Source organism: Mucilaginibacter sediminis (assembly GCF_051903035.1).
Lineage (GTDB): Bacteria > Bacteroidota > Bacteroidia > Sphingobacteriales > Sphingobacteriaceae > Mucilaginibacter.
Genome location: NZ_CP170602.1, coordinates 7,295,138 through 7,319,877 on the forward strand (window position 1 = coordinate 7,295,138; position 24,740 = coordinate 7,319,877).

Genomic DNA, 24,740 nt, shown 5'->3' on the forward strand with positions numbered 1-24,740 from the left:
TTGATTTAATAAAACAATATTTGCATAGCCGGTAATTTTAAAACTAACCATCAGCCGGGCCGTTAAATAGTAAAAGCAAGAAACAAATGGGAGTTGAAATAGAGCGAAAATTTTTAGTTGATCATGATCAATGGTTACAAATGCCAAAGCCAATAGGCACGTACTTTAGGCAAGGTTATCTTTTAAGCGAGCCTGGTAAAACTATCAGGGTGCGCGTAACGCCCGATGAAGGCTTTATTACTATAAAAGGCGGTACTACCGGCTTAAGCAGGTTAGAGTACGAGTATGCAATCCCTGCCATAGATGGGGAAGAGCTGTTGGATAATTTTGCAATATCCGAACTGAAAAAACGCAGATATAGGATTGATGTTGCCGGCAAGGTGTGGGAAGTTGACGAATTTTTGGGCGATAACAAAGGCTTGCTGGTTGCCGAAATTGAACTGGAAAGCGAAGACGAAAAGTTTATATTGCCGCCCTGGGTTACCACCGAAGTTACCGGCGACGCCAGGTATTACAATTCGAATTTATCGGTAATGCCATTTTGCAGGTGGTAGCAAAATCAGGCCGATTCGGGCAGGCCCAGTAAAATATCCGTTTCAGATTCGTCGCTAACGGTTTTTACATATTTATTGCCTTTGGGGCAAAGTGCCGGTATTAGGCAGGTTTTATTGCCGCGTTCGTCAATAATATAAGCTTCACCGTCCTCGTTCTTTATCCAATCGTAAAGTTTTGCCCGTTCGGTTATCCCTTTAACATTTATCCGTTCGTTAATCCACTCCAGCGAATCTATTGCCACGTATGGGTTTTCATGTGGCGTTACATCAGTTTTAATACAAAGAATACGTACAGCCATAGCTAAAATGCTTTAAATAATCAGGTGCGATAAAATTAAAGCAAAAATAAAAGCGATGAAATAGGTGTTTTCACCCATTTGGGCGTACGTAGTTTTACTTATGGGTAATGTCTGCCAGGCACCATTACAGGCGCTAAGTTCAGGGTATTGGGAACAAAAAAAGCAGGGGACCGTGCGATTTGTTCCTTGGGGAAGGGCAATGCCATTAATTTAAGAGGTTTTTCGCGCAAAGATCGCTAAGGCGCAAAGTAATTTGCTTATTTTATTTTTAGCGTCCTGGCAGAACGCCTATGACATCCTGAATAGCAAAATCCGCAGATTCTGAAGTGGGAATTACGTTTATCGCATGGCGGCGATTCGACTCACCCCGACGAGGCTACGCCCGTCTGCCCCTCTCTCCGCTTCGCGCATAGAGGGGCAAAAAAATAAAAAATGAGCTTCACCCTCTTTGCGGCACAGCCGGAGAGAGGGTCGGCCAGCGTAGCGTAGCCGGGGTGAGTTGTAGCCAGCGTTTAAGCCAATGTTTGTGTAAGCCCAACGCGTCATGGGTAACAAAATATCCTTAAAATACAAAAGCCCTGGTTAAGTATAACTTAAGCAGGGCTTTTGCGGTTAATAAAAATATTAAGCCCAGCCAGTACCTTTTTTAGCGTTACCATTGGCAATATGCTCTTCGGCAGTGGCTTTGCCCATGATTGCAGCCATTTTGTTACCTGCACCATCTGTACCGGTAGCAATATACCTTCCAGATTTAATGTCGATCACCGGATCAACCATTGGTACATTCTTAGTTTTGGTTTTCACTGAATACGCGGTAATACCGCTTCCTTTTTCTGTTGCCATGATAAGTTCTTTTTGTTTAATTTAAGTTAACCCGATTAACGCCGAATTGTTTTCGGCATACTCACAATTGGTTTTACAGTGTAAACATGCATTAAAATTTTTTAATTCAAAATATTTGACATAAATAATTTGTTAACACATTTAGGGCATTGTTAATAAAAAAATGTAAAGGGGCGCGTTAACGACGTTAAGTTGAGGATATTTGCCGGTTAAGCGCCTCCCGTACCTTCCCAAGTAGGGTAGGGCTTTAAAAAATAGTATAGTATAATACCTCCAACCGGGGGAAACCTTACCGGGCTGCCAGATAACTTGCAGGGCCTGATTACATAAAATATATAAAAAAAGCCAAAATAATTTGCGTATTTGAAACACATATTTATATTTGCGTATAATTAACGCAAATAAGATGAAAATAGCCGTAATTATTGCCCGCTTCCAAACGCCGTACCTGCACGATGGACATAAAAACCTGGTAGATACCGTAAGTAAGGATTATGCTAAATTGATTATCCTGCTTGGGGTAAGCCCGGTAATGGGCAGCCGGAAAAACCCGTATGATTACCATACCCGCGAAAAAATGATTAAAAGGGAATACCCTGATGTGATTGTACTGCCGGTGAGCGATCATCCGAGCGACAAGGTGTGGTCTGATAATCTTGATAACTTGCTCAAAAGTGTTTTCCCTAATGGTAATTTCACGCTGTTTGGCAGCCGGGATAGCTTTATCCCTTACTACCAGGGCCATTTTGAAACCGTGGAACTACCCGCTCACGGCGATTACAATGCTACCGAATTGCGTAAACAATACGCCGATAAGGTTTTCGACTCCAATGATTTTCGCGCGGGCATCCTGTACGCTTACTATAACCAATACACCAAAGTATACCCAACGGTTGATGTGGCCATGTTTAGGAACAATAAAACCGAACTGTTATTAGGGAAAAAGGCCAACAGCCCTAAATGGCGCTTTATAGGCGGCTTTGCCGACCCGGAAGACGATAGCTACGAAGCCGCCGCCAAACGCGAACTCACCGAAGAATGTGGAAAAGTGGAGGTGGGCAACATGACCTACGAAACCAGCCACCGTGTAAACGACTGGCGCTACCGCAACGAAGCCGATAAAATTATTACCTTGTTGTTTAGTTGTGACCATATATCAGGCGAGCCGGTAGCTAACGACGATATTGTAGATGTAGCCTGGTTTAAAATTGAAAACCTTACACCAATGATAAGCAACGGCCTGATTAATGATGAGCATGCCAAAATGTTAAAATTGATCATCACTAAATACCTTAACAATTAACACCATGAAACGCGAAAACTTAGTACTGCTGGCCGATGGCTACAAGTACGCCCACCATAAATTATATTATCCTGGCACCACCCAAATTTACAGCTACCTGGAAAGCAGGGGAGGGATGTTTAATGAAACCATTTTTTTCGGCCTGCAATATTTTTTGAAAGAATACCTGCAAGGCCCTGCATTTACCCAACATGATTTGGACGAAGCCGATGGCTTTTTAAAACAGGTGTTTGGCAGGGACGATGTGTTTGATAAAAGCAAGTTCCAGTACATACTGGATAAATACAACGGCAGATTGCCCGTAAAGATAAAAGCTGTAGCCGAAGGGACCGCAGTACCTACCGGCAACGTACTGATGACCATTGAAAATACCGACCCGGAATGTTACTGGCTCACCAATTTTTTAGAAACCCTGCTGATGCAGGTTTGGTACCCATGTACCGTAGCTACATTAAGCAACCAGATAAAAAGGGTAGTGGTTAGATATTACCAGGAGACCGCCACACCCGGCGCAGAGGCCGGTATAGACTTTGTGCTGAACGATTTTGGTTTCCGCGGCGTAAGCAGTGTGGAGAGTGCTAAGATTGGCGGAGCCGCCCATTTGCTTAATTTTAGAGGCAGCGATAACCTGGCCGGTTCTGTAATGGCCATTAATTATTATAATGCCCAAAATGTTTATGGCTTAAGCATCCCTGCTACCGAACATAGCATTTGTACATTATTGGGCAGGGAAGGAGAGCTGGAGGTTTTCAGGCACGTATTAAAAACTTTCCCCACCGGGATTATTGCCTGCGTATCTGACAGTTACAATATATTTAAGGCCTGTAGCGAATACTGGGGGACGGAGCTGCGCGACGAGATATTGAACCGTGATGGCACCCTGGTGATCCGCCCGGATAGCGGCGACCCGGTGATGACCTTGTTAGAGATTTTCAATATCCTGTTTGATAAATTTGGCTTTACCATCAATGCCAAAGGTTACAAAGTACTGCCCTCACAGGTAAGGGTAATACAAGGTGATGGCGTAAACTATACCGAAATAGGTAATATTTATAAAGCTTTAAAAGAAAACGGCATCAGCGCCGAGAACCTGGTACTGGGCATGGGAGGCGCTTTGCTTCAAAAAGTTGACCGCGATACCCAGAAATTCGCCCTGAAATGCAGCTGCGCCATTGTAAACGGGCAGGAAGTTAGGGTGGAGAAAAGCCCGACCGAAATGGATGCCGATGGCAACATTACCTCCAGCTTTAAAAAGAGTAAAGCTGGCAGGTTAAAGCTGATTAAGGTAGACGGAACATTTAAAACAGTTAATGAAGATGACCTGCCCGCAGCAGAAGACCTGTTGCAAACCGTTTTTAAGAACGGGGAATTGATAAATACTGTTAGTTTTGAGCAGGTAAAGGCAAATGTAAATGCCAACAAGGGTTAGAAAGTTCGGTTTAAGGGAGCAAGGGGGCGTGCGATTCCTTCCTTGGGGAAGGGAAGGTAGGGGTTTCTCCAACCATAAGGCAAGAGTAAAAGCATAAAGTAGAAACCCCTCCCTCCACCCTCCCATGGGAGGGAATCGCACTGGGCCATCACTTTTTGACCTTACAGAATACCTGTGCCATTAAAATATTAACATGAAAAAGCTACTGTTCGCGATAAAAGATTATGAATACCTGGCCCAAAAGGTAATGGCCTGCGGAACATTTGAAAAGGGACAAATTGAGGTAAGCACCTTTACCGATGGCGAACGTTACCAGCGCATCCTGTCGCCAATTGAAAACCGCGATATTATCCTTATAGGCGGTACGGTAACCGACGAAGCAACGCTTGAATTGTATGATCTGGCATCGTCACTGGTGAGCTACGGGGCCAATTCATTAACCTTAGTAATCCCATATTTTGGCTACTCCACCATGGAACGTGCCGTACTAAGCGGCGAGATTGTAACCGCCAAAACCCGCGCACGGCTCATCTCTGCCATTCCCAAATCAAACAGGGGCAACAAAGTGGTGTTGTTTGATCTGCATTCCGAAGGGATCCAGTATTATTTTGAACATGATCTGTACCCGGTACACGTTTACTGTAAAGACCTGGTGATAAAAGCAGCCCTGAAATACGGAGGCGATAATTTTGTAATGGCCAGTACCGATGCCGGCCGCGCCAAATGGGTAGAATCGTTAGCTAACGACATGGGCGTAAACGCTGCCTTCATACTTAAACGTCGCCTAAAAGGCGACCATACCGAAGTAAGCGCCATCAACGCCGATGTTGCCGGCAAAACTGTAATTATTTATGACGACATGATCCGCTCCGGGGGCAGCATCATCAACGCCGCCCAAACCTATAAAAATGCCGGTGCAGGCGATATTTACGTAATAACCACCCATGGTTTATTTATCAACAACGGCATAGAAAAATTAAAAAACAGCGGCCTCATCAAAAAACTCATCAGCTCAGATTCGCACATGAATATGCAGGCCATCAGCAATGATGATTTTGTGGAGGTAAACAGTTTGGCGGAGTTGATTTGTTCGGTGATTTGAGATAAGAATGTATAGTCCTCTCATCCTGAACGCAGTGAAGGATCTATTTGCCACCATGTATCGTCAATTGCAAAGTTCGCGAAAGATGCTTCGTATCTCAGCATGACAGAGCGGCAAGACGAATTGTCTCTTCATCCATATTATATCATAAATTCGCACCAATGTTCCACTTCAAACAATTCAGCGTCGACCAAACTGGTTGCGCCATGAAGATTAATACTGATGGTGTTTTGCTTGGCGCGTTGGCAGCCGCCGATGACCCGATGTCGATATTAGATATCGGTAGCGGAACAGGCGTTATAGCCCTGATGCTGGCCCAGCGCTTTGCCACCGCGCAAATTGATGCTGTTGAGATTGATGAAAGCGCGGCGAAGACTGCCGAAAGTAATTTTAAAAACTCCCCTTTTGCGGATAGGCTCAGGATTTATGCTTCGGGGTTTAAATTTTTTTTTGAGGAACATCCCGGCAGGAAATATGACCTGATTGTTTCCAATCCGCCCTTTTACATCAATTCCCTGTTATCGCCCGGCGCGAAAAAGAACCAGGCCAAACATGCTGGCGAAGGATTTTTTGAGGAATTGATTCAAACTGTTTCTAAACAGCTTAACGGAAATGGGGTTTGTTGGTTGGTGTTACCACAGGATACGGCAGATATAGTAAAGGCCCTGGCCACAAAATACGGATTGTACTTGCAAAAAGATATCAAAATCAGGTCTTTTGAAAATGATGAGCCTCACCGTGAAATTGTGGTGCTGGGTTTCCAGGAAATTTCGACAGAAATAGCTACTTTAACCATTTATAATGATGTAAACGTTTATTCTGAAGAATATAAACTTATACTACAACCTTATTTTTTAGCCTTTTAGCATGAGAAACCTATCAATAATCTTAACAATTTTGTTAATTGTACCATTTTTAGGCTGCTTATTTATAGCTTACCAAAGCTATTCCATGACAACGAGGCTTTCGTTCTCTCATCAAAGTGATAAAAGACTTTTGATACAGTTGGTCTGGCCTGCATTTACTTATGTGTTTTTTGGGGTTGTGGCAATCATATTGCACAAAATGGAAAAGTATCTTGAGAATAGTGTTATGTGTACCACTTTGATTGCTTCTTTTATTGTATCGTACGCAATGAGTATGATTATCAACTTGGTGTTTTTATGGTCAAAATAAACCTGACATCTTCCGCTGCGTTAGCATAGCGTAATTTCAGGGTAATGCTTGCAGAAGCCTTTGACTTCGGTGCAGCTGAAAGCTGCCGCGAGTTTAGCGCAGCGTAACTCGTGGTTAGTCATTATGTAAGCTTCCAGCTCACGGAATTTAGCTGAAAGCTGAAATTATGATACACACGGGCTTGCAGCCCGTGTGAGCTATTATTTTTAATCTTAACTCTTGATTCTTGACTCTTGCATCTATCTTTACCCCATGACCCGAATTGGCCTGATATCCGACACCCACAGCTACCTTGATGAAGCAGTTTTTAAACATTTTGAAAACTGTGACGAGATTTGGCATGCCGGCGATTTTGGTACCATCGAATTGGCCGATCAGTTGGCGGCTTTTAAGCCCTTAAAAGGCGTTTATGGTAATATAGATGGCAAGGATGTAAGAATAGTTTACCCCGAACACCTGCGTTTTAACTGCGAGGAGGTGGATGTATGGATGACGCATATAGGTGGTTACCCGGGCAGGTATAGCCAGCATATTAAGGCCGAAATTTATACTAACCCGCCCAAACTATTCATCACCGGCCATTCGCACATTTTAAAAGTGATACCCGACAAAAAGCTACACCTGCTGCACCTTAACCCCGGCGCGGCCGGTAAACAAGGCTGGCACAAAGTACGCACCCTGATGCGTTTTAATATCGATGGCGAAAAGATTCAGGATTTGCAGGTGATAGAGCTGGCGGGAAGGTAGGGGGGCGTTGATAGTTCATGGTTCATAGCTTTTCGTGTTAAAGTAAAACAATCATCTCAACCCGAAATTGCTACTAATGACTAATGACTAATGACTAATGACTAATGACTAATGACTAATTATATATTAATTGATTTAACATACATTACAGTTTACCACCCCGTACCAGGGCGTACCACCCCGTACCATGGCGTACCACCCCGTACCAGGGTGTACCACCCCGTACCAGGTCGTACCATCCCATACCGGTACACACACTTTATTGGCTATACACAGTACCTAAAAACGGGAAAATTACCTGTTTTCAATCGTAAAAGGCTGTTAACTCTATGTGTACGCTTTATACAGAAACTACTTCGCGTTTTCCACCTCAAAAACAGAGTCGATAAGAAGCGGGGCACGCTTACCGGCAGCGACAGCCAGTTGGTCGCAACGCTCATTTTCGGGGTGCCCGTTATGGCCGCGTACCCAGGTAAATTTTACCTGGTGCAGTTTGCTTACATCAAGATAGCGCATCCACAGGTCTTTGTTTTTTTTGCCGGCAAAACCCTTGGCAACCCAACCATTAACCCAGCGTTTTTCGATAGAGTCGATCACATATTTGGAGTCGGAAAAGATCATAACCTGTTGATTAGGTGTTTTTAACGCCTCCAGGCCTTTAATAACGGCCATTAGCTCCATCCGGTTATTGGTAGTTTTACGAAAACCTTCGGATAGCTCCTTATAATGTTGCCCCGAGCGCAATATCACCCCATATCCTCCTGGTCCCGGGTTACCACTTGATGCACCGTCTGTAAAAATCTCGATCATGATGTTGGTCCATGGACGATAGTAAATGGTCCATGGGCAAAAATAGCAAAGTTTGATGTTTAGATGAACTAAATAGGAAAATGAGAATGCTATGGACTATGGTCTATCAGCCATCGACGTTCTTCACCTTCAGTCTCAACGAATTACCAATTACCACCACGTCAGAAAAAGCCATGGCAAAGGCGCCAACCATGGGGTTTAAAAAACCGAATGCCGCCACCGGTATGGCTATAATGTTATAGGCAAAAGCCCAAAAGAGGTTTTGTTTAATGGTAAGCAGGGTGTGCTTACTAATCTGCAAAAATTTAACAACTGAATGTAAATCAGTATTTAACAGCACCACACTTGCCGATTGGATAGCTACCTGGCTGGCATCGTTCATTGATACGCCCACATCAGCCCGGGTGAGGGCAGGGGCGTCATTGATGCCATCGCCAATCATTATGGTTTTACCCTTTTGTTTGTATATGTCAATTACCTTCAGCTTTTCATCGGGAAGTCTTTCGGAGTGAACTTCAGTAATACCTATCTGGCTGGCAACTTTCAAACAGCGGTTTTTTTTATCTCCGCTTAAAAGTACAGGTACAATTCCCATTTTTTTAAGTTTCGTTATCAGTAGGGCTGTTTCGGGCTTAATCTCGTCGTCTATGGCAACCTGGGCCAGTAATTGCTGGTTTTTATAAAGCGAAAGGTTAAAATGATCTTCGGTGTTTTGTTTGGCAGTGCCTAAAAAGTAATGATTACCCTGTACATCTTCGGCACGCATTCCTAACCCCTTTTCTTCCTGAACAGATTTTAAGATCACTTTTTGCTGCGGTAGTTTTTTTAAACCGTCGACCAATGATTTGGCAATAGGGTGGTTTGAACGTTCTTCAATAGCGGTGATTATGCCCCGGATTAATTCCAGGTCCGTACCGGCTCCTGCTTTGATCTCGTTAATGCTGAATTTCCCTGTGGTCAGTGTGCCTGTTTTATCAAAAACTACGTATTTGGTATTTGCAACAGCTTCAACCGTATCGCCCCCTTTAATCAGGATGCCATTTTTTGCAGCCCGCCCCAGGCCAACCATAACAGCTGTGGGGGTAGCCAAACCCATAGCACATGGGCATGAAATAACCAGTACGGCAATGGCATTCATTAATGATTTTTGCAAGCCAGCGTCGCCTACAAAATAGGTTAACGTAAATGTGATCAATGATATTAATATAACTGCAGGTACAAATATTGATGCTGCCTTATCGCCCAATTTCTGAACAGGGGGCTTGGCCGCCTGTGCTTTTTTCATCAGGTCGATAATCTGCGACAGGACGGTATTGGATCCAACTTTGGTGGCCAGCATATGGAAGTTCCCATTAACTACTATAGTGCCGCCAATTACTTTATCATATTTATCTTTTTCAACCGGTATGCTTTCGCCGGTAAGCATGGCTTCGTCAACAGAGGCGTTGCCTGAAAGAATCTCGCCATCAACGGGCACCTTGTCGCCCTGGTTTACCACCAGGGTATCCCCCGGGCGAACATCTTTGGCGCTAATTATTTCAATAGCTCCATTCACCATCCTGTTGGCATTTACCTGCTGAAATTTTATCAGATCTTTTACTGCCGACGTAGTTTGCGTAACCGAACGTTTTTCTAAAACGTTACCCAATAACACCAATGTGATGATTGTAGCGCAGGTTTCATAAAACTGGTATCGCCCGCCTAAAGCCTGAATAGTACCAGCAAGGCTATAAACAAATGCCGATGTGGAACCAATAAATATAAGTACATCCATATTAGGCACACCAGCTTTAACCGAGTTCCAGGCACTTTTTCCAAAATGCAGGCAGCCCACAATAAAAACAGGCAGGCATAAAAGTAGCTGTACCATGGGCCGATGTAGAAAATGCCATGGCAGCAGCATATGCAATAAAAGTGGCGCTGTAAAGATGGCGCAGAAGATAAATTTGTTCTCTACCAGTTCATAAAACGGCGGCGAATGCTGGTTGAGATCGTCAATTACTTTAAATCCTAAATTTTCTATGCCTTTTATTACATCGGGCAGTTTGGAATCGTCATCGGTTGAAAATTTTACTTCCTCGCCGGCAAAGTCAACCAATATATTATGTAACCCTTTTTTTTCAAGGAGTTTATGAATAGACATGGCGCAATTATTACAATGCATCCCGGTCACATTCAGTTCAATTAATTGCTCAGCCATAATGACAAATTTAGCCATTAATTAAAATTGTTCTAAATAAATGCGGTAAGCTGAATGTAATTTTAAAAAGAGTTTGCAAATAGGCCGAAGATTTCTATTTTTGCACTCTCCAAACGGTAGATGTAGCTCAGTTGGTTAGAGCATCGGTTTGTGGTACCGAGGGTCGTGGGTTCGAGCCCCATCATTTACCCGAAAGCCTCTCATGAAAATGGGAGGCTTTTTTTGTACCATTATCTATGCTTTTTTATCTATGTTTCGGTAATAGGACATACATCATACTGAAGACATAAGGGGACTGTCAATCTTATAAAACAATAAGTTCGTTGCCTTCGGCGCCTGTTAAAGGTACTTTCTCCCTATAAGTGTGCATTTTTTCGTAACATTCCAAAAAGCAAATCCGGGTCTTCCGGATGGGATCGACCAGTATACAATTTTACGACTTTGGGTTGCCAAGCCGAACTCGGCAACATATCCGTCTGTCTTGATTCCTTTTTCCGCTCCTTTTATCTCTATCGAATTAAAGCCATAATGCCCGTCAAAGTCTGCATAAAAAACGGACTCAAGATCAGATTCGCCGATCCTTATGAATCTACGAGTCGTATTCAATACGAATACGGCATTGCCACAATCAAGCAGGAATACAGGTTTTTCAAGCTCATCTAAACTTGCTTGCCGAAGAAGTGCCTGTTGGAGCCCTTCAGGTATAAGATCAAAAAAAGTAAAAGTTTCAGACCCGGTAAAGAAGTTCCTATCCTTACCATGATAGGAAAGGAACCAATGCTGCATCAAAGCAGATATTTGATCAGGTGTTTTAAAAAACTTATCCATGTGGATTTCCGAGATGGGCTAACGGTCTCAAAAATAAAAAAAGCAGCCCAATTTTCGTAAAGCTGCTTCATAGCCCGCTGGGGAAAAGATAGGGCGGTAAGCTGGCGGGCACGGAGGTAGCGACTTCTGCTCAAGGCAATTCCGACTCGCTTACCACCGATGCCCCGAATAGCGACACGATCGGAACAATCCAAACCTGCGCCTCGAAAATAATTCATCGCCTTACAGCTTTGATGAGATCTAAATCAGAGTTAGATTTATTGGCTTTAAATAATTTTGGAAAAATCTCCAATTTCAACCAAATTCACAAAATGGTTCGAATTATGAACCGTTATCCACCCTTCACGGGTTAAGAGATTTTTAGAGGTCTTTTGTCTCTTTTTTCGTAATAGCTTGTTTTTCATGGTATCAACGAGAAACGGCATGAGCGCCCGTCGAGACAGGTGTCACAATCCGCCCCCAACTGGTTTTATCAACAGGATGAGGATGTACGTGCTAAAAGCGTAATCGCGTTATGGGTACTTTATTTCTGGAACATTGGCTCAGGTCTTATTAAGCAATTGGTGCGCTGGATAGTAATTCTCTTTTATCAGATCAGATGCAAATCTCCGTTGCGGTTGTCTTTATGCTTGTCGCGCTGCCACCTACTGTCACCTACCCATCCCGTTAAAAAAAGGAGTATAAGCACTTGGTTTAATCTTTTATTTCCCGCTGCGCAAGGTCTGGCGTTACTACAACGTTTGCGTAGATTATTATATGTCAATATAGTACCAGTCATTATTACGATTGTATGGTAACATAAGAGCAGTGCAACACATGCTTATTAACCATTCAGCATAATCGCAATCATTATAAACCAAGGCGGTTAATCCGTCAAAAATTAACCAATATGAAAAAACCTTTTATAGCCTGTTTGCTATTACTATTTTTTACGCACGCTGTTTTTGCCCAGAAAGAGCTTACCCGCGACGAACGTATGAAATGGTGGCGTGAAGCCCGTTTCGGAATGTTTATTCATTGGGGCGATTATGCTGGATTGGCGGGTATGTATAAGGGGCATGAAGTAGGGCGTGGCGGAGAATGGATTATGAACAGGGCCAAAATTCCGGTAGCCGAATACCAACAGTTTGCCCAAAAGTTTAATCCCGTAAAATATAACCCCGAAGCCTGGGTGAAGCTGGCCAAAGAAGCCGGAATGAAATATATTGTAATAACGGCAAAACATCATGATGGTTTTGCAATGTTTAAATCAAACGCCAGTAAATGGAATATTGCCGATGCTACACCTTATGGTAAAGATGTTTTAAAACCATTGGCTGCAGCTTGCCGCAAATATGGTATTAAACTGGGCTTTTATTATTCACAGGCCCAGGACTGGAATAATCCCGGCGGTGCAGCGGCACGTAAAGTAAGCAGCGAAGGCTGGGCTAATCCCGATTCGGCAAAGATTGATGCCTATACTAAAGAAAACAGCGGCCATTGGGATCCTGTTCAAACCTCGAGCACCATGGCGCAATATATTGATAAAGTAGCCGTACCGCAGGTAAAAGAGCTGCTTACCAACTATGGCGATGTTGCGGTAATTTGGTGGGATACACCAACAGCCATGACCGACGAGTTTGCGCAAAAACTTCAGGACGTATTAAAGTTACAACCCAATATCATAACCAACGACCGGCTTAAACGCCCCAATTTTGCCGGCGATTATAAAACCCCAGAACAAAAAATTCCAAACCTTAGCGAACTTGATGGAAAGGATTGGGAAACCTGCATGACCATGAACGGTACCTGGGGTTATAAAAGTTATGATCATAAATGGAAAACGCCCGAAACACTAATCCATAACCTGATTGACATAGCCTCAAAAGGAGGGAATTACCTGTTAAATGTTGGCCCTACTGCCGAAGGTGAGTTTCCGCAGGAAAGTATCACTACTTTAAAAAAGATGGGAGAATGGATGAAGGTAAACGGCGAAGCTATTTACGCTACCAAGGCAAGCCCTTTACAACCACTGAGCTGGGGGCGCTGCACATCGAAGCCTGAAGGTAAAAATACTATCCTGTATTTTTCTGTATTTAACTGGCCTGCCGATGGGAAACTAACCATTCCCGGGTTAAAAAATGAAATTATTGGCGCCAAAATGCTTGACGGCGGCAGCACTTTAAAAACAGGTTTAAGTAACGACGGCATAACTATAAATGTAGCCGATAGAGCCACAGATAACATTGCCACAGTAATTAAGGTGGAAGTAAAAGGACCTATAGATACACAGGCAGCCAGGCCGGCTGAAAAAATGAAAACAGGTGCGCTGGATTAATAAACCGAACTATCGTTAACAGTAAATCAACATAAATGAGACCACAATTGCTAAAAGTATCATCCGGTCCTGCGCGGTCCTTCAGTGTACGACAGGACCTGGTTCCTTCTATTAATAGTAAATGGCACTACCATCCCGAAGTAGAGTTGATCCACTTTGAAAAAGGTAGTGGAACTCAGTTTATAGGCGATAACATACGGCAGTTTAACACCGGCGATATTGTTTTGGTAGGATCGTACCTGCCGCACTACTGGCGTTTTGATGATATCTATTTTTCACGGGATGAAAAAGCCGAGGTTGATATAAGGGTGGCCCATTTTTGCGAAAATTTTTGGGGGAATGATTTTTTGCAACTGCCGGAGAACAAAAACATAAAAACCGTGCTTGAAAAAGCCAGGCGTGGAATACAAATTACCGGTAAAGTAAAAAAACAGGTTGCCGAAATTATGCAGAAGCTGCTGGCTGCCGAAGGTGCAAAACGAATACTGTTATTGATAGAGGTATTGAATACAATTGCCGAAGGCGACCACACCGATTGTTTATCGTCAATTGGTTTTAGCCCGAATGTGGAGGAATCTCGTAATGATGGCATTAATATAATTTATGAGTATTCGCTGGCAAATTTCAAAAACAAAATACACATGGATGAGCTTGCCGAACTGGCCGGGGTTAGTCCTAACTCATTTTGTCGTTATTTTAAAGCGCGCACACAAAAAACATATTCTAAGTTTTTGCTGGAGATTAAAGTTGGGCATGCCTGTAAGTTACTGATAGAAAATAGGTTGCCATTAAAGCAATTATGTTATGAAAGCGGATTCAACAATTTTGCAAACTTCCATAAATACTTTAAGCAAATTACCGGCAAAAGCCCTTTAAACTATCAAAGAGAGTTTATCCAGGTAAAATCAAAAGTTTCATATGAGTAAATTAGTACTGTTTATTTACCTGGCTTTTTTTTGCGGGGGTACTGTTTTAAAAGCACAAAGCAACAAGCAAATAATTATTGCCACAAAAAATGTAAATTTGGTATTTACGGTCGGGGCCAATAACAGGGTATACCAGGCATGCCTGGGGAAACGGTTTTTAAATCAGGCAGATAATAGCTTAATTCCTAATAATAAACATGAGGCTTATATTGCCGGTGGGATGGAAGACCTGCTACAACCCGCCATCCGCTTAATTCACAGCGATGGTAACCCATCGCTCGAACTAAGGTATGTAAGCCACACAACAAAAAATTCAGACGAAAATATTTCAGAAACCAACATATTACTGCAGGATCCCAAATATTCGGTGCAGGTAATACTGCACTACCAGGCTTTTAGTAGCGAGGATATCATAAAATCATGGACTGAAATTAAAAATGATGAAAAAGGCGAAATAAACGTAGAAAACTATGCCTCATCTATGCTGCATTTTGAGGCTAAAGATTATTGGCTTACACAATTTCATGGCGATTGGGCTTCTGAAATGAAAATGCAGGAAAGCAAGCTTACAAGCGGCGTAAAAGAGATTGACAGTAAATTAGGCACCCGTGCCGATATGTATCAAACCCCGGTGTTTTTCCTCGCGCTAAATAAACCGGCAGATGAAACAACAGGGGAGCTACTTGCAGGCACATTAGCCTGGACAGGCAATTTTCAATTCCATTTTGAAATAGACGAACGTAACGCCTTACAGGTAATATCGGGCATTAACCCTTATGCATCAGCCTATAAGCTAAAAAAGGGCGAAACCTTTACAACCCCGGCATTTATTTTCACCTATTCAACTACAGGAAAGGGGCAGGCGAGCCGGAATTTACATCAATGGGCACGTAATTATGGTGTACTGGATGGTAATAAACCGCGCCTCACCTTATTAAATAACTGGGAGGCCACACATGTTAATTTTAATGAAAAAGAACTGGTGGGCTTGTTTGATGATGCCACAAAACTGGGTGTCGACCTGTTTTTGCTTGATGATGGATGGTTCGGAAATAAATACCCACGTGATAACGACAAAGCGGGATTAGGAGATTGGCAGGAGAACAAGGCAAAACTACCAAACGGGATAGGCTATTTGGTTAAACAAGCTGAAGCTAAAGGGTTAAAATTTGGCATCTGGCTTGAGCCGGAAATGGTAAATCCTAAAAGCGAATTATATGAGCAGCATCCGGATTGGATTTTAAAATTACCCAACCGAGATGAAAATTATCAACGTAACCAGTTGGTGTTAGATCTTACAAACCCTAAAGTAGCCGATTATGTATACCATACGGTGGTTGATATGCTAACAAAAAATCCCGGCCTGGCTTATATTAAATGGGATTGTAACCGGAGTATGAGTAATACCTGGTCGCCGTATTTAAAGGATAGGCAGTCGGCATTGTTTGTCGACTATACTTTAAGCCTTTATAAAATCTTAGATCGTATAAGGCAAAAATATCCGCATTTACCTATTATGCTTTGTTCGGGAGGCGGGGGCCGTACCGACTATGGGGCTTTAAAATACTTCACCGAGTTTTGGCCAAGTGATGATACCGATCCTTTAGAGCGCGTGTATATACAATGGGGATATAGTAATTTTTTCCCGGCCTTAACTATCTCAAGTCATGTTACATCCTGGGGAAAACAATCTATCAAATTCCGTACGGATGTTGCTATGATGGGTAAACTTGGCTATGATATTAAGGTGAGTAAAATGACAGATGATGAATTGCAGTTTAGTAAACAGGCGGATAAAAACTATAACCGCTTAAGTAATACCATTTGGTTTGGCGATCTATACCGTATTATTTCTCCCTACGATGAAAACCGAATGGTGGCCATGTATGTAAATGCAGAAAAATCAAAGGCGGTTTTGTTTAATTACAACCTTAACACCAGGTATAAAGAAGTATTTAACAGGGTACGATTACAGGGCCTGGATAGTCAAAAAAAATATAAAGTGGAAGAAACAAACCTTATGCCCGGTGCCAAATCAAATCTTGCGGAAAACGGACGTGTTTTTAGCGGCGATTATTTGATGACCATGGGGCTTAATTTAACCCCGGGGAAATTAATACCGTTAACCAGTATGGTAATAGAGATAAATGCAGAGAATTAATAAAAGACAATTAATATAAACTATTGATGGAATTTAAACAATACACAATAATAGCATTGCTTGCAGGATTAATTATACCTGCAGCAAAGGCTCAAACTAAAGCGGTTACCCTTGATTGTTTTTTTAATAATGAATATCGTAAAAATGCATCGGGTACAATGGAGCGTTTTCATTATACCTGGGAGGATACCAAAAGTTCGGGATATTCAATATGGGGGAATATTTTTAAACAAAATGGTGCAAGCCTGAAAAGCCTTATGGCCGAACCAACTGCAGAAAGTTTAAAAGGCACTGATATTTATATTATTGTTGACCCTGATACGAAGAAAGAAACGGCCAATCCTAATTATATTGAATCGAGGCATATTAAAGTGATAACTGATTGGGTCAAAAAAGGCGGTGTGCTGGTAATGCTTGCAAATGACAGTGCTAATGCCGAACTACCTCATTTAAACAACCTGGCAGGAAAATTCGGGATCCATTTTAACGATGATTTATACAAGCACGTTATTGACAAGCAATTTGAAATGGGAGCAATAGCTATTTCGCCGGGTAACCCTATATTTAAAACAGCCCGCAAGGTTTATTTAAAAGATATAGCAACCATAAAACTATCATTAAATGCCCAACCTGCGCTTACAGATAGCGGTAAAGTAATTGTGGCCACAGAGCGGTATGGCAAGGGGATAGTGTTTGCAGTTGGCGACCCATGGATATATAATGAATACACTAACGGAAGACTGACATCTTCGATGGGGTTCGAAAATGATAAGGCGGCCGAGGATATAACTCAATGGCTTTTGTCGCAAATACCCAAAAAGGAATAACTCATTACATTAAAACTTTCGTTTATAGAACGGTAAAGCGCACTAAGTAAATGTTTTAACGATGGTGTTAATGAAAATTTTCAATTGATTTTGATCGAATATTTTGCGCTGATTTAATTTTTATATACTTTTAGATGACGGCCTGCCGATGCGTCGAAAAAATTATAAACCAGTTAAATTTATTTCAATAATTTACATACTAAAGCCTGCAAATTAACTTTAGTGTAATCAACCGGATAGCAATATAGATGAATAAATTGCTAAATTAATTGCATAAACAAGCCGTAATTATAATTTAATTGCAGTACCAATTATAAAAACCAATTATTAATAATACAAAGTTGCCAAAAGCAGACTGTATTATTTGATACATAAGAAATGCTGTCTGAAGTAGAATTAATAACATTAATTAAGCAGGGAGATATCCGGGCCTTTGACGAGTTTTATAAAAGAAACTGGCGGGGCTTATACCAGGCTGCTTATCGTTCAACGGGTTCATCTGATGATGCCAAGGACCTTGTTCAAACGGTTTTTATCAGTTTATGGAAATGCAGGTTTACCCTTTGCCCCGAGCAATATAATTCATCGTATCTCTTAAGGGCCTTAAAGAATAATATCATTAATTTTCACAAAAAGGATGCGATCAGAAAGAGGGGAGTGGATGAACTAATGCAATTAAGTGGCGGCAACGAATTTACCAACGAAGACGATTTAATTGCCAAAGAACTCTCCAATACAATTGAAGGCCGCATTAAAGAGCTACCTGGTAAAATGCAACAGGTGTTTGTGTTGTCCCGTCAGCAAAACTTATCCATCAGCGAAATATCTGAGATGCTTGATATAGCCCCGCGTACTGTAAAAAACCAGATATCTAACGCGCTTAAAATATTACGCACAGGATTGGATGTGTTCCTTGTGATAACTTTTCTTTTTATAAAATAAATCTGGTACCAAAACCAGTTGCGCTTGTATTATAAGTGCCAATGCATAAACTGCCTTGTAAGCAGATATTTAAAAAACCAAATACACTTTTACAATAATGATAAAATGGCTGAAGCCTGGTCATAAGCCTATTGGCGGTGAAGCACATCTGCATGATGAGGCAACTATGCAGGCGATAGAAAAGCAGATGTTAAATGCTATTCATAAAGAAATTTATGGTAAGTGGTATTTTATAAAAACAACGTCGGGTAAATATGCCGTTGCAGCATCGTTTGTACTTTTATGCTGCTCGATAGCATTGGGCCTTAAACTCTCCTTAAAAAATAAAATCAATTTTGTTACGGTTGCTGCGGCAAATGGGCATATCAATATTGTTGACTTACCCGACGGGTCAAAGGTGTGGTTAAACTCGGGCTCCACTATCCGTTATCCCGACAAGTTTGACAAAACCCGCGAAATTCAGTTGATTAACGGCGAAGCTTTTTTCGACATAAAACACGACGAACATAGTCCTTTTATTGTTCATTATGGCAGTTTGCATGCGCGTGTTTTAGGAACGGCCTTTAATATCAAATACTTTAAAAAACTTAGTGATGTAAGGGTAACCGTAACAAGGGGACTCGTAGAGGTTGGAAAAAATCGTGAAAGTTTTGGCGTGCTTGCTCGTGATAATGAAGTTTCCTATGATCAGCTAAGCAATCAGCACATCATTCGCAAAGTTGATTCACGGAAGATAGCCGCCTGGACAACAAACGAGGTTAATTTATATGATGTTTCTTTTGCCGAACTGATGCTCAGGCTCGAAAATGTCTATAACATTCACATCGCCTACGATCATGCAAAACTGAACGCACTACCAACAACCATTCATTTTTCAAATAATGATAACCTGCAACAGGTGCTCGAAATTATTAAAACAATACATCGCGTAAACTATACGATAAAGGGAAAGGAGGTTTCTTTAGAAAAAATACCTAACAAATAGTAAATAAAAAATGCCAATGTCTATGAGCAAAGCTTAGCAGACATTGGCACTGAGTTAATGTAAGTTATTGGCAGGTTCCAAGCTAAACCAATGATTTACATAGTTTTTTAAGACAAAAACTTTGTAAATATGATAAAAAAATTGACTAAATTTTTTACTTTTTTCATGAAAGTATCAATAACTGTAATAGTATGCTCGCTGGTGTGTTGCCAGTTACTGCTTGCTAAGACAGCAAAGAGCCAGATTTCGGCCACGCTTGTCAAAATTTCTTTTGGCAAGGAAAGTCTGCAGAGCTCCATCAGTAAGCTCGAAAAACAAACGGGCATCAAATTTTCCTACAACCCCGAAGATTTGAAGGGTTATTCGGTTAAACCTAATAAGTTCAAAGAGGAAAAACTGAGCAATATCCTTAACTATCTGTTTTCTAAAACACAGCTTACGTTTAAAGAAATTAGTGACGGTATTGTAATTTACGACAAAACAGCAACACTAAAAACGAGCTTGTTTACCGATAAATCTTCAGGACCGGATATAAAAACCGAATCGGCCGATATTACGGTTACGGGCACGGTGTCAGATTTAAACGGCCCCCTACCGGGTGTATCAGTTGTGATTGAAGGCAGTACCAAAGGTGTTATCACCAATACCAACGGAGCTTATTCGCTAAGAGCTGCTCCGGAGGCAGCGTTGATATTTTCTTCTATCGGTTATAAAACACAAAAAATCAATATTAACAACCAAACCGTTATTAATGTAACTATGGTAAGCGATTTGAGGTCGTTGAGCGATGTTATAGTGGTTGGTTATGGTGTTCAGAAAAAGTCGGACATAACAGGTTCAATAGTCTCTGTTAATGAACAGGCGCTTCGCGATATTCCGGCCGCAAATATAGGCCAGGCGTTACAGGGGCAGGCCGCAGGTGTTGATATTCAAAAAAGCGCCGGTAACAGCCATCCGGGAGCTACGCCATCAATCTTAATCAGGGGCACCAGGTCAATAAACGCCTCAAATTCACCACTGATTGTAGTTGATGGCCTTCCTTTTAACGGAAGCCTTAATGATATTAATCCGGATGATATAGTATCGTTAGAGGTATTGAAGGATGCTTCCTCCACCGCTATTTATGGTTCAAGGGGTGCTAACGGTGTTTTATTGGTTTCTACCCGCCGGGGTAAAAAAGGCGGTACTTCAATAACCTACAGTGGTTACGCCGGTTTTAACAAGCCAATGGGGCATTATAATGTAATGAATGGCACTCAATTTGAAGACCTTAAAAAATGGGGCCTCATCAACGGGAACCCCGGCAAATATTCGGGCTTGGATGATCCGGCCTTTTTAACCGATGGCTCTTTTGCCCCGCAGGAAGTAGCCTCAATTAAAAGCGGACGCAGTACAGATTGGCAAGACCTGATTTATAAAACCGGTTTTGTTACCGACCACCAGTTAGGCGTTTCCGGTGGTAACGATTTAACACAATATGCTATATCTGGCGGGTATTATAACGAAACCGGTATATATTTTGGCCAGTCATTCGTGCGGTACTCTATCAAATTAAGCATTGATCAGCAATTGGGTAAAAACGTTAAAATAGGCTTAAGCAGTTTAAACACCTTAAGCTATACCAATGGCGAAAATGCTAACCCACTTGGCCAGGCGCTCAGGGCAAGCCCGCTTTCTACCCCATATGATGATGCTACCGGTAAATTAGTAGGGTTTACAGCAGGCAGCGCCAACCAGGTTTGGAACCCGCTTGCTAACTTTGTTCCAGGTGCTGTTGCCGAAACACGCAAACGGTTTGGAACATTTACCACTGCTTATGCCGAGATTAACCTGGCGCCGGGCTTAAAATACAGGTTTAACGGTGGTGCCGAAATACGGCCCGATATATACGGAAATTACTACGCCAGCGCAACCACCAATAACCTGGGCGGTGCATCTACAGCAAATAACCAAAGTACTTACAGCTACAACTATACGCTTGAAAATATTTTAACTTACGACAAAACAATTGCTCAAAAGCACCATATCAATTTTACTGGTCTGTACAGTTTGCAGGAAAGTCAATCGCAATCTAACTCATTCAGTTATAATAATATTCTGTCAGATGGTATTCAGTATTTTAACCCGCAGTATGGCGCTAATTTGAGCGGATCCGGCTCGTACTCAAAATGGGATATTATATCCTACATGGCAAGGGTAAATTATGGCTTTGCCAATAAATACCTGCTTACATTAACCATGCGTTCAGATGGTTCATCGCGCCTGGCGCCTGGTAACAAGTATCATGTGTTCCCATCGGCCGCTGCCGCGTGGAATATTACTCAGGAGCCTATGTTTAAAGATTCGCATGTGTTATCAAATCTTAAATTGCGGGTAAGCTATGGTACGGTTGGTAATACAGCAATTAACCCATACCAAACATTGGGTGCGCTAACGTCGGTTAACTATAACTTTGGCTCTACCAACCTCACCGGGGCCTATCCAACAAACGTACCAAATCCCAATCTTACCTGGGAGTATACATCTACATTAAACGCCGGTGTTGATTTCGGTTTTCTTGACGGACGGATAACAGGTGCCGTTGATGCTTATCATCAATATACCAGGTCGTTGTTGCTTCCCTTGTCTTTACCGCCAACATCCGGTATCCCCAACAGCATTTTAACCAATGTTGGCCAAACGCAAAACAAGGGTATCGAAATAAGCGTAAGCAGTGTTAATATACAGGGTAACGGCAGAAACAGCTTTAGCTGGACTACCAGTGCCAACATTACCTTCAACCGCGGAACAGTAACCAAATTAGCAAGCGGTGTTACGCAGGACATAGCGAACAACCTTTTCGTAGGTCAGTCTATTAATGCCATCTTCGACTATAAAAAAGTGGGAATCTGGCAAAATACGGCCGCCGATACGGCGCAGGCAAAAAGCCTTGGGCTTACCACAACAGGTACCGGTTCTGTTATAGGCACCATTAGGGTAGAAGATGTAAATAAGGATGGAAAGATTAGTGCAAGCGACAGGATAGTGCTTGGATCAGATCAGCCAAAATACACAGGTGGATTTACCAACCGTATAGCCTACAAGGGTTTTGATTTTACCGTAGTTGGAGTTTACAGGGTAGGCGGTTTAATAACCTCCCGGTTATTTCAAAGCGGCGGTTTTGTTAATACCTTTCAGGGCAATTATAATAACCTGAATGAAGATTACTGGACCCCAACCAATCATCAAAATTTTTATCCAAAACCAAACTCTGCATCAACCAATACACCTTACTCATCGTTACTGAGCTACTTTGATGGTACTTTCCTTAAAATAAGGAGCGCTACACTGGGTTATTATATGCCCGAATCAATAACAAAGCGTATTAAGGCAAAGTCATTAAGAATATATGCAACGGCGCAAAATCCATTTATACTTTTTTCGCCGTATCGCAATACTTTTCACGGTCTTGACCCCGAAACGGCTGGAAGCTTAGCCATTGATACTCCTCCCACAAAGTCATTTATATTCGGTATTAACATGACACTTTAAATTAAAATAAGATGAAAAGGATATCTATATATTTATACAGCTGTTTATTTTTAGGTCTGATTGTTACCTCGTGTAAAAAAACATTGGTAGAAGCTCCTAAATCAACCTTAACCCCAGCTTTTTTTACAACAACACAGGGTTTCATGTCGGGGCTTACGGCAGCCTATGCCGGTTTTAGGACCATTTGGGGACCTGATACCTATTTTGAAATGACCGTGCCCGGTACCGACGAATTTATTGCCGGTAACGATGGCAATAACGGCCTGGTTAAATACAACAGTAACTTCAATACCGCCGATGGAATAGTAGCCGGCATCTGGAAAAACTGTTACACCTATATCAATACCTGTAACGGGCTAATTGATAATGCTCCGGCCGGGCTGGATGATGCAACAAAAGCAAGTTTAATTGGCGAGGCTAAGTTTCTGCGCGCCAACTATTACTTTATATTAGTTCAGTTTTGGGGCGATGTTACTTTAAACAAAAGTTTTCAGGCAACCCCAACAACTTCTGCCACGCGCGCGCCGATGGCCGATGTATATGCTTTTATAATTCAGGATCTTAAAGATGCCATAGCTGCTTTGCCTGTGGGGCCGTTAACCAATGGCGTACAGCCGGGCAGGGCTACCAAAGCAGCTGCAGAGCATATGCTTGCAAAAGTTTACTTAACAAGGGCGGGCTCATCGGTCAAACAAGCTGATGATTATAAAAACGCCTATACCAACGCTATTGATTTAATTACCAATATTGCTCCTGGTGCCGGCATTAAGCTGCAACAGGATTTTGGAAAAGTATTTGCCGAAGGCAATGAAAGCAACAGCGAAATATTATGGACAGTACAGCACACTACAACACTGGCCTACAATGGTTCGCCAACTCAAAATAATAGCGGCCCCGATAATTTACTGTGCCATTTATTTGCGCCAAAATATGAAGTGCAGCCAGGTATGCAGCGCAGCACCCTTTATGGCCGCCCTTATATACGTGCTGTACCTACCCATTGGCTTACCGATACTGTGTTTAAAGAAAGGATAAACGACCAGCGGTATAATAAAACATTTCAAACCATGTGGTTGTGTAACAATGCTGCATCTATACCAAACTGGCCCAATCCTTTACCGGCAGGCGCTCCGGCAGGCGCACAACCGGGTGCACCTAAATTTACTGTAGGCGATACAGCTATATGGATGCCAGGCTACGCCATGACCTCCAGTCAAATTGCAGGTTACCGTTACCAGGTTATTCCGCCCAGCAAATACAGTATTGCCCTGTCGCCGGCCATGATCAAATATTTTGATACCAAACGGCCCGATCAAAATTCACCATCCAGCAGGCCTATCATCATATACAGGCTGGCCGAAACCTATTTAATTGCCGCCGAGGCGTTATATATGGATGGCCGGGCGGCTGATGCGGTACCGTATATCAATGCGGTGCGCGAAAGAGCTGCTTACCCATCGGGCAATGCGGCTGCAATGGATATCACTGCTGATAAAATCACACTGGATTTTATTTTGGATGAGCGCTCAAGAGAGCTATGCGGCGAACTGGTACGCTGGCTTGACCTGGCCCGCACAGGTAAGTTACTGGAAAGGGTAAAGCTGCATAACACCGATGGTAAAAGTAACATTAAGCCATTTCACGTGCTGCGCCCAATTCCGCAAACACAAATTGATGCCACTATTACCGGCACCCCTTATCCTCAAAACCCTGGTTGGTAAGTTAGTGTCTTGTCATACTTAAATTGTCGGTTAGTCTTA

The 24,740-nt window shown here is 42.2% G+C and carries 19 protein-coding genes and 1 tRNA gene; 15 read left to right on the forward strand and 5 right to left on the reverse strand.

All coding sequences use genetic code 11. From position 1 onward, the window contains the following. The first annotated feature begins 86 nt into the window (after nt 1–86). Nucleotides 87–554, forward strand: coding sequence for a CYTH domain-containing protein (locus tag ACFGVS_RS30425; protein ID WP_439696854.1), 468 nt, complete (start codon nt 87–89; stop codon nt 552–554). 5 nt (nt 555–559) lie between these two features. Here the strand turns inward: ACFGVS_RS30425 and ACFGVS_RS30430 are convergent, their stop codons facing one another. Both ACFGVS_RS30430 and ACFGVS_RS30435 read right to left on the reverse strand, forming a co-directional pair. After that, on the reverse strand, nt 560–853 hold the full coding sequence (locus tag ACFGVS_RS30430; protein WP_090649422.1) for a DUF3892 domain-containing protein: 294 nt from the start codon (nt 851–853) through the stop codon (nt 560–562). A 624-nt stretch (nt 854–1,477) separates the two neighbouring features. After that, complete coding sequence (locus tag ACFGVS_RS30435; protein WP_090649425.1) at nt 1,478–1,696, reverse strand: hypothetical protein; 219 nt, start codon at nt 1,694–1,696, stop codon at nt 1,478–1,480. A 406-nt stretch (nt 1,697–2,102) separates the two neighbouring features. On the opposite strand from ACFGVS_RS30435, the gene ACFGVS_RS30440 reads away from it, so the two are divergent. From ACFGVS_RS30440 to ACFGVS_RS30460, 5 genes are all read left to right on the forward strand, one after another. After that, nucleotides 2,103–2,999, forward strand: a complete 897-nt coding sequence (locus tag ACFGVS_RS30440) for an NUDIX domain-containing protein (RefSeq protein WP_274208855.1) — start codon at nt 2,103–2,105, stop codon at nt 2,997–2,999. A gap of 4 nt (nt 3,000–3,003) precedes the next feature. Then, nucleotides 3,004–4,428 carry a nicotinate phosphoribosyltransferase gene (locus ACFGVS_RS30445; protein WP_439696855.1) on the forward strand — a complete coding sequence of 475 codons (1,425 nt, stop codon included), beginning with the start codon at nt 3,004–3,006 and terminating at the stop codon, nt 4,426–4,428. 193 nt (nt 4,429–4,621) lie between these two features. Further along, nucleotides 4,622–5,530 (forward strand): ribose-phosphate diphosphokinase, encoded by a 909-nt coding sequence (locus ACFGVS_RS30450; protein WP_439696856.1) that lies wholly within the window; start codon nt 4,622–4,624, stop codon nt 5,528–5,530. A 206-nt stretch (nt 5,531–5,736) separates the two neighbouring features. Then, nucleotides 5,737–6,396, forward strand: coding sequence for a tRNA1(Val) (adenine(37)-N6)-methyltransferase (locus ACFGVS_RS30455; protein ID WP_439696857.1), 660 nt, complete (start codon nt 5,737–5,739; stop codon nt 6,394–6,396). Between the two features lie 562 nt (nt 6,397–6,958). Next, a complete protein-coding gene (locus ACFGVS_RS30460) occupies nt 6,959–7,453 on the forward strand; it encodes a metallophosphoesterase family protein (RefSeq protein WP_439696858.1) in 495 nt (164 codons plus the stop codon). Nucleotides 7,454–7,804: 351 nt separating this feature from the next. On the opposite strand, the gene rnhA is transcribed toward ACFGVS_RS30460, so the two are convergent. Then, entirely contained in the window at nt 7,805–8,263 is a 459-nt protein-coding gene (gene rnhA, locus ACFGVS_RS30465) for a ribonuclease HI (protein ID WP_439696859.1), read from the reverse strand. Between the two features lie 106 nt (nt 8,264–8,369). Further along, complete coding sequence (locus ACFGVS_RS30470; RefSeq protein ID WP_439696860.1) at nt 8,370–10,463, reverse strand: heavy metal translocating P-type ATPase; 2,094 nt, start codon at nt 10,461–10,463, stop codon at nt 8,370–8,372. Between the two features lie 116 nt (nt 10,464–10,579). Here ACFGVS_RS30470 and ACFGVS_RS30475 point away from each other — a divergent pair. Beyond that, nucleotides 10,580–10,653, forward strand: a tRNA-His gene (locus ACFGVS_RS30475). Between the two features lie 149 nt (nt 10,654–10,802). Here the strand turns inward: ACFGVS_RS30475 and ACFGVS_RS30480 are convergent. After that, nucleotides 10,803–11,291, reverse strand: a complete 489-nt coding sequence (locus ACFGVS_RS30480) for a hypothetical protein (protein ID WP_439696861.1) — start codon at nt 11,289–11,291, stop codon at nt 10,803–10,805. Nucleotides 11,292–12,180: 889 nt separating this feature from the next. Here ACFGVS_RS30480 and ACFGVS_RS30485 point away from each other — a divergent pair. The 8 genes from ACFGVS_RS30485 to ACFGVS_RS30520 all read left to right on the forward strand — a co-directional run bounded on the left by ACFGVS_RS30485 (nt 12,181) and on the right by ACFGVS_RS30520 (nt 24,701). Beyond that, entirely contained in the window at nt 12,181–13,608 is a 1,428-nt protein-coding gene (locus ACFGVS_RS30485; RefSeq protein ID WP_439696862.1) for an alpha-L-fucosidase, read from the forward strand. Between the two features lie 35 nt (nt 13,609–13,643). Next, nucleotides 13,644–14,534 carry an AraC family transcriptional regulator gene (locus ACFGVS_RS30490; protein ID WP_090652528.1) on the forward strand — a complete coding sequence of 297 codons (891 nt, stop codon included), beginning with the start codon at nt 13,644–13,646 and terminating at the stop codon, nt 14,532–14,534. Continuing rightward, nucleotides 14,527–16,695: an alpha-galactosidase gene (locus tag ACFGVS_RS30495; protein ID WP_439696863.1), complete on the forward strand. Its 2,169-nt coding sequence runs from the start codon at nt 14,527–14,529 to the stop codon at nt 16,693–16,695. The genes ACFGVS_RS30490 and ACFGVS_RS30495 overlap by 8 nt, the downstream gene beginning before the upstream one ends. Nucleotides 16,696–16,721: 26 nt before the next feature. Next, a complete protein-coding gene (locus ACFGVS_RS30500; protein ID WP_439696864.1) occupies nt 16,722–17,522 on the forward strand; it encodes a DUF4350 domain-containing protein in 801 nt (266 codons plus the stop codon). 378 nt (nt 17,523–17,900) lie between these two features. Next, complete coding sequence (locus ACFGVS_RS30505) at nt 17,901–18,464, forward strand: RNA polymerase sigma factor (RefSeq protein ID WP_274208841.1); 564 nt, start codon at nt 17,901–17,903, stop codon at nt 18,462–18,464. A 97-nt stretch (nt 18,465–18,561) separates the two neighbouring features. Beyond that, entirely contained in the window at nt 18,562–19,449 is an 888-nt protein-coding gene (locus ACFGVS_RS30510; RefSeq protein ID WP_439696865.1) for a FecR family protein, read from the forward strand. A gap of 165 nt (nt 19,450–19,614) precedes the next feature. Continuing rightward, nucleotides 19,615–22,980: a SusC/RagA family TonB-linked outer membrane protein gene (locus ACFGVS_RS30515; protein WP_439696866.1), complete on the forward strand. Its 3,366-nt coding sequence runs from the start codon at nt 19,615–19,617 to the stop codon at nt 22,978–22,980. 11 nt (nt 22,981–22,991) lie between these two features. Continuing rightward, nucleotides 22,992–24,701 carry a RagB/SusD family nutrient uptake outer membrane protein gene (locus ACFGVS_RS30520; protein ID WP_274208838.1) on the forward strand — a complete coding sequence of 570 codons (1,710 nt, stop codon included), beginning with the start codon at nt 22,992–22,994 and terminating at the stop codon, nt 24,699–24,701. Nucleotides 24,702–24,740 lie beyond the last annotated feature (39 nt).

Coding starts and splice junctions, on each gene's coding strand:
- ACFGVS_RS30425 (WP_439696854.1), top strand. CDS start 87: ATGGGAGTTGAAATAGAGCGAAAATTTTTAGTTGATCATGATCAATGG.
- ACFGVS_RS30430 (WP_090649422.1), bottom strand. CDS start 853: ATGGCTGTACGTATTCTTTGTATTAAAACTGATGTAACGCCACATGAA.
- ACFGVS_RS30435 (WP_090649425.1), bottom strand. CDS start 1,696: ATGGCAACAGAAAAAGGAAGCGGTATTACCGCGTATTCAGTGAAAACC.
- ACFGVS_RS30440 (WP_274208855.1), top strand. CDS start 2,103: ATGAAAATAGCCGTAATTATTGCCCGCTTCCAAACGCCGTACCTGCAC.
- ACFGVS_RS30445 (WP_439696855.1), top strand. CDS start 3,004: ATGAAACGCGAAAACTTAGTACTGCTGGCCGATGGCTACAAGTACGCC.
- ACFGVS_RS30450 (WP_439696856.1), top strand. CDS start 4,622: ATGAAAAAGCTACTGTTCGCGATAAAAGATTATGAATACCTGGCCCAA.
- ACFGVS_RS30455 (WP_439696857.1), top strand. CDS start 5,737: ATGAAGATTAATACTGATGGTGTTTTGCTTGGCGCGTTGGCAGCCGCC.
- ACFGVS_RS30460 (WP_439696858.1), top strand. CDS start 6,959: ATGACCCGAATTGGCCTGATATCCGACACCCACAGCTACCTTGATGAA.
- rnhA (WP_439696859.1), bottom strand. CDS start 8,263: ATGATCGAGATTTTTACAGACGGTGCATCAAGTGGTAACCCGGGACCA.
- ACFGVS_RS30470 (WP_439696860.1), bottom strand. CDS start 10,463: ATGGCTGAGCAATTAATTGAACTGAATGTGACCGGGATGCATTGTAAT.
- ACFGVS_RS30480 (WP_439696861.1), bottom strand. CDS start 11,291: ATGGATAAGTTTTTTAAAACACCTGATCAAATATCTGCTTTGATGCAG.
- ACFGVS_RS30485 (WP_439696862.1), top strand. CDS start 12,181: ATGAAAAAACCTTTTATAGCCTGTTTGCTATTACTATTTTTTACGCAC.
- ACFGVS_RS30490 (WP_090652528.1), top strand. CDS start 13,644: ATGAGACCACAATTGCTAAAAGTATCATCCGGTCCTGCGCGGTCCTTC.
- ACFGVS_RS30495 (WP_439696863.1), top strand. CDS start 14,527: ATGAGTAAATTAGTACTGTTTATTTACCTGGCTTTTTTTTGCGGGGGT.
- ACFGVS_RS30500 (WP_439696864.1), top strand. CDS start 16,722: ATGGAATTTAAACAATACACAATAATAGCATTGCTTGCAGGATTAATT.
- ACFGVS_RS30505 (WP_274208841.1), top strand. CDS start 17,901: ATGCTGTCTGAAGTAGAATTAATAACATTAATTAAGCAGGGAGATATC.
- ACFGVS_RS30510 (WP_439696865.1), top strand. CDS start 18,562: ATGATAAAATGGCTGAAGCCTGGTCATAAGCCTATTGGCGGTGAAGCA.
- ACFGVS_RS30515 (WP_439696866.1), top strand. CDS start 19,615: ATGAAAGTATCAATAACTGTAATAGTATGCTCGCTGGTGTGTTGCCAG.
- ACFGVS_RS30520 (WP_274208838.1), top strand. CDS start 22,992: ATGAAAAGGATATCTATATATTTATACAGCTGTTTATTTTTAGGTCTG.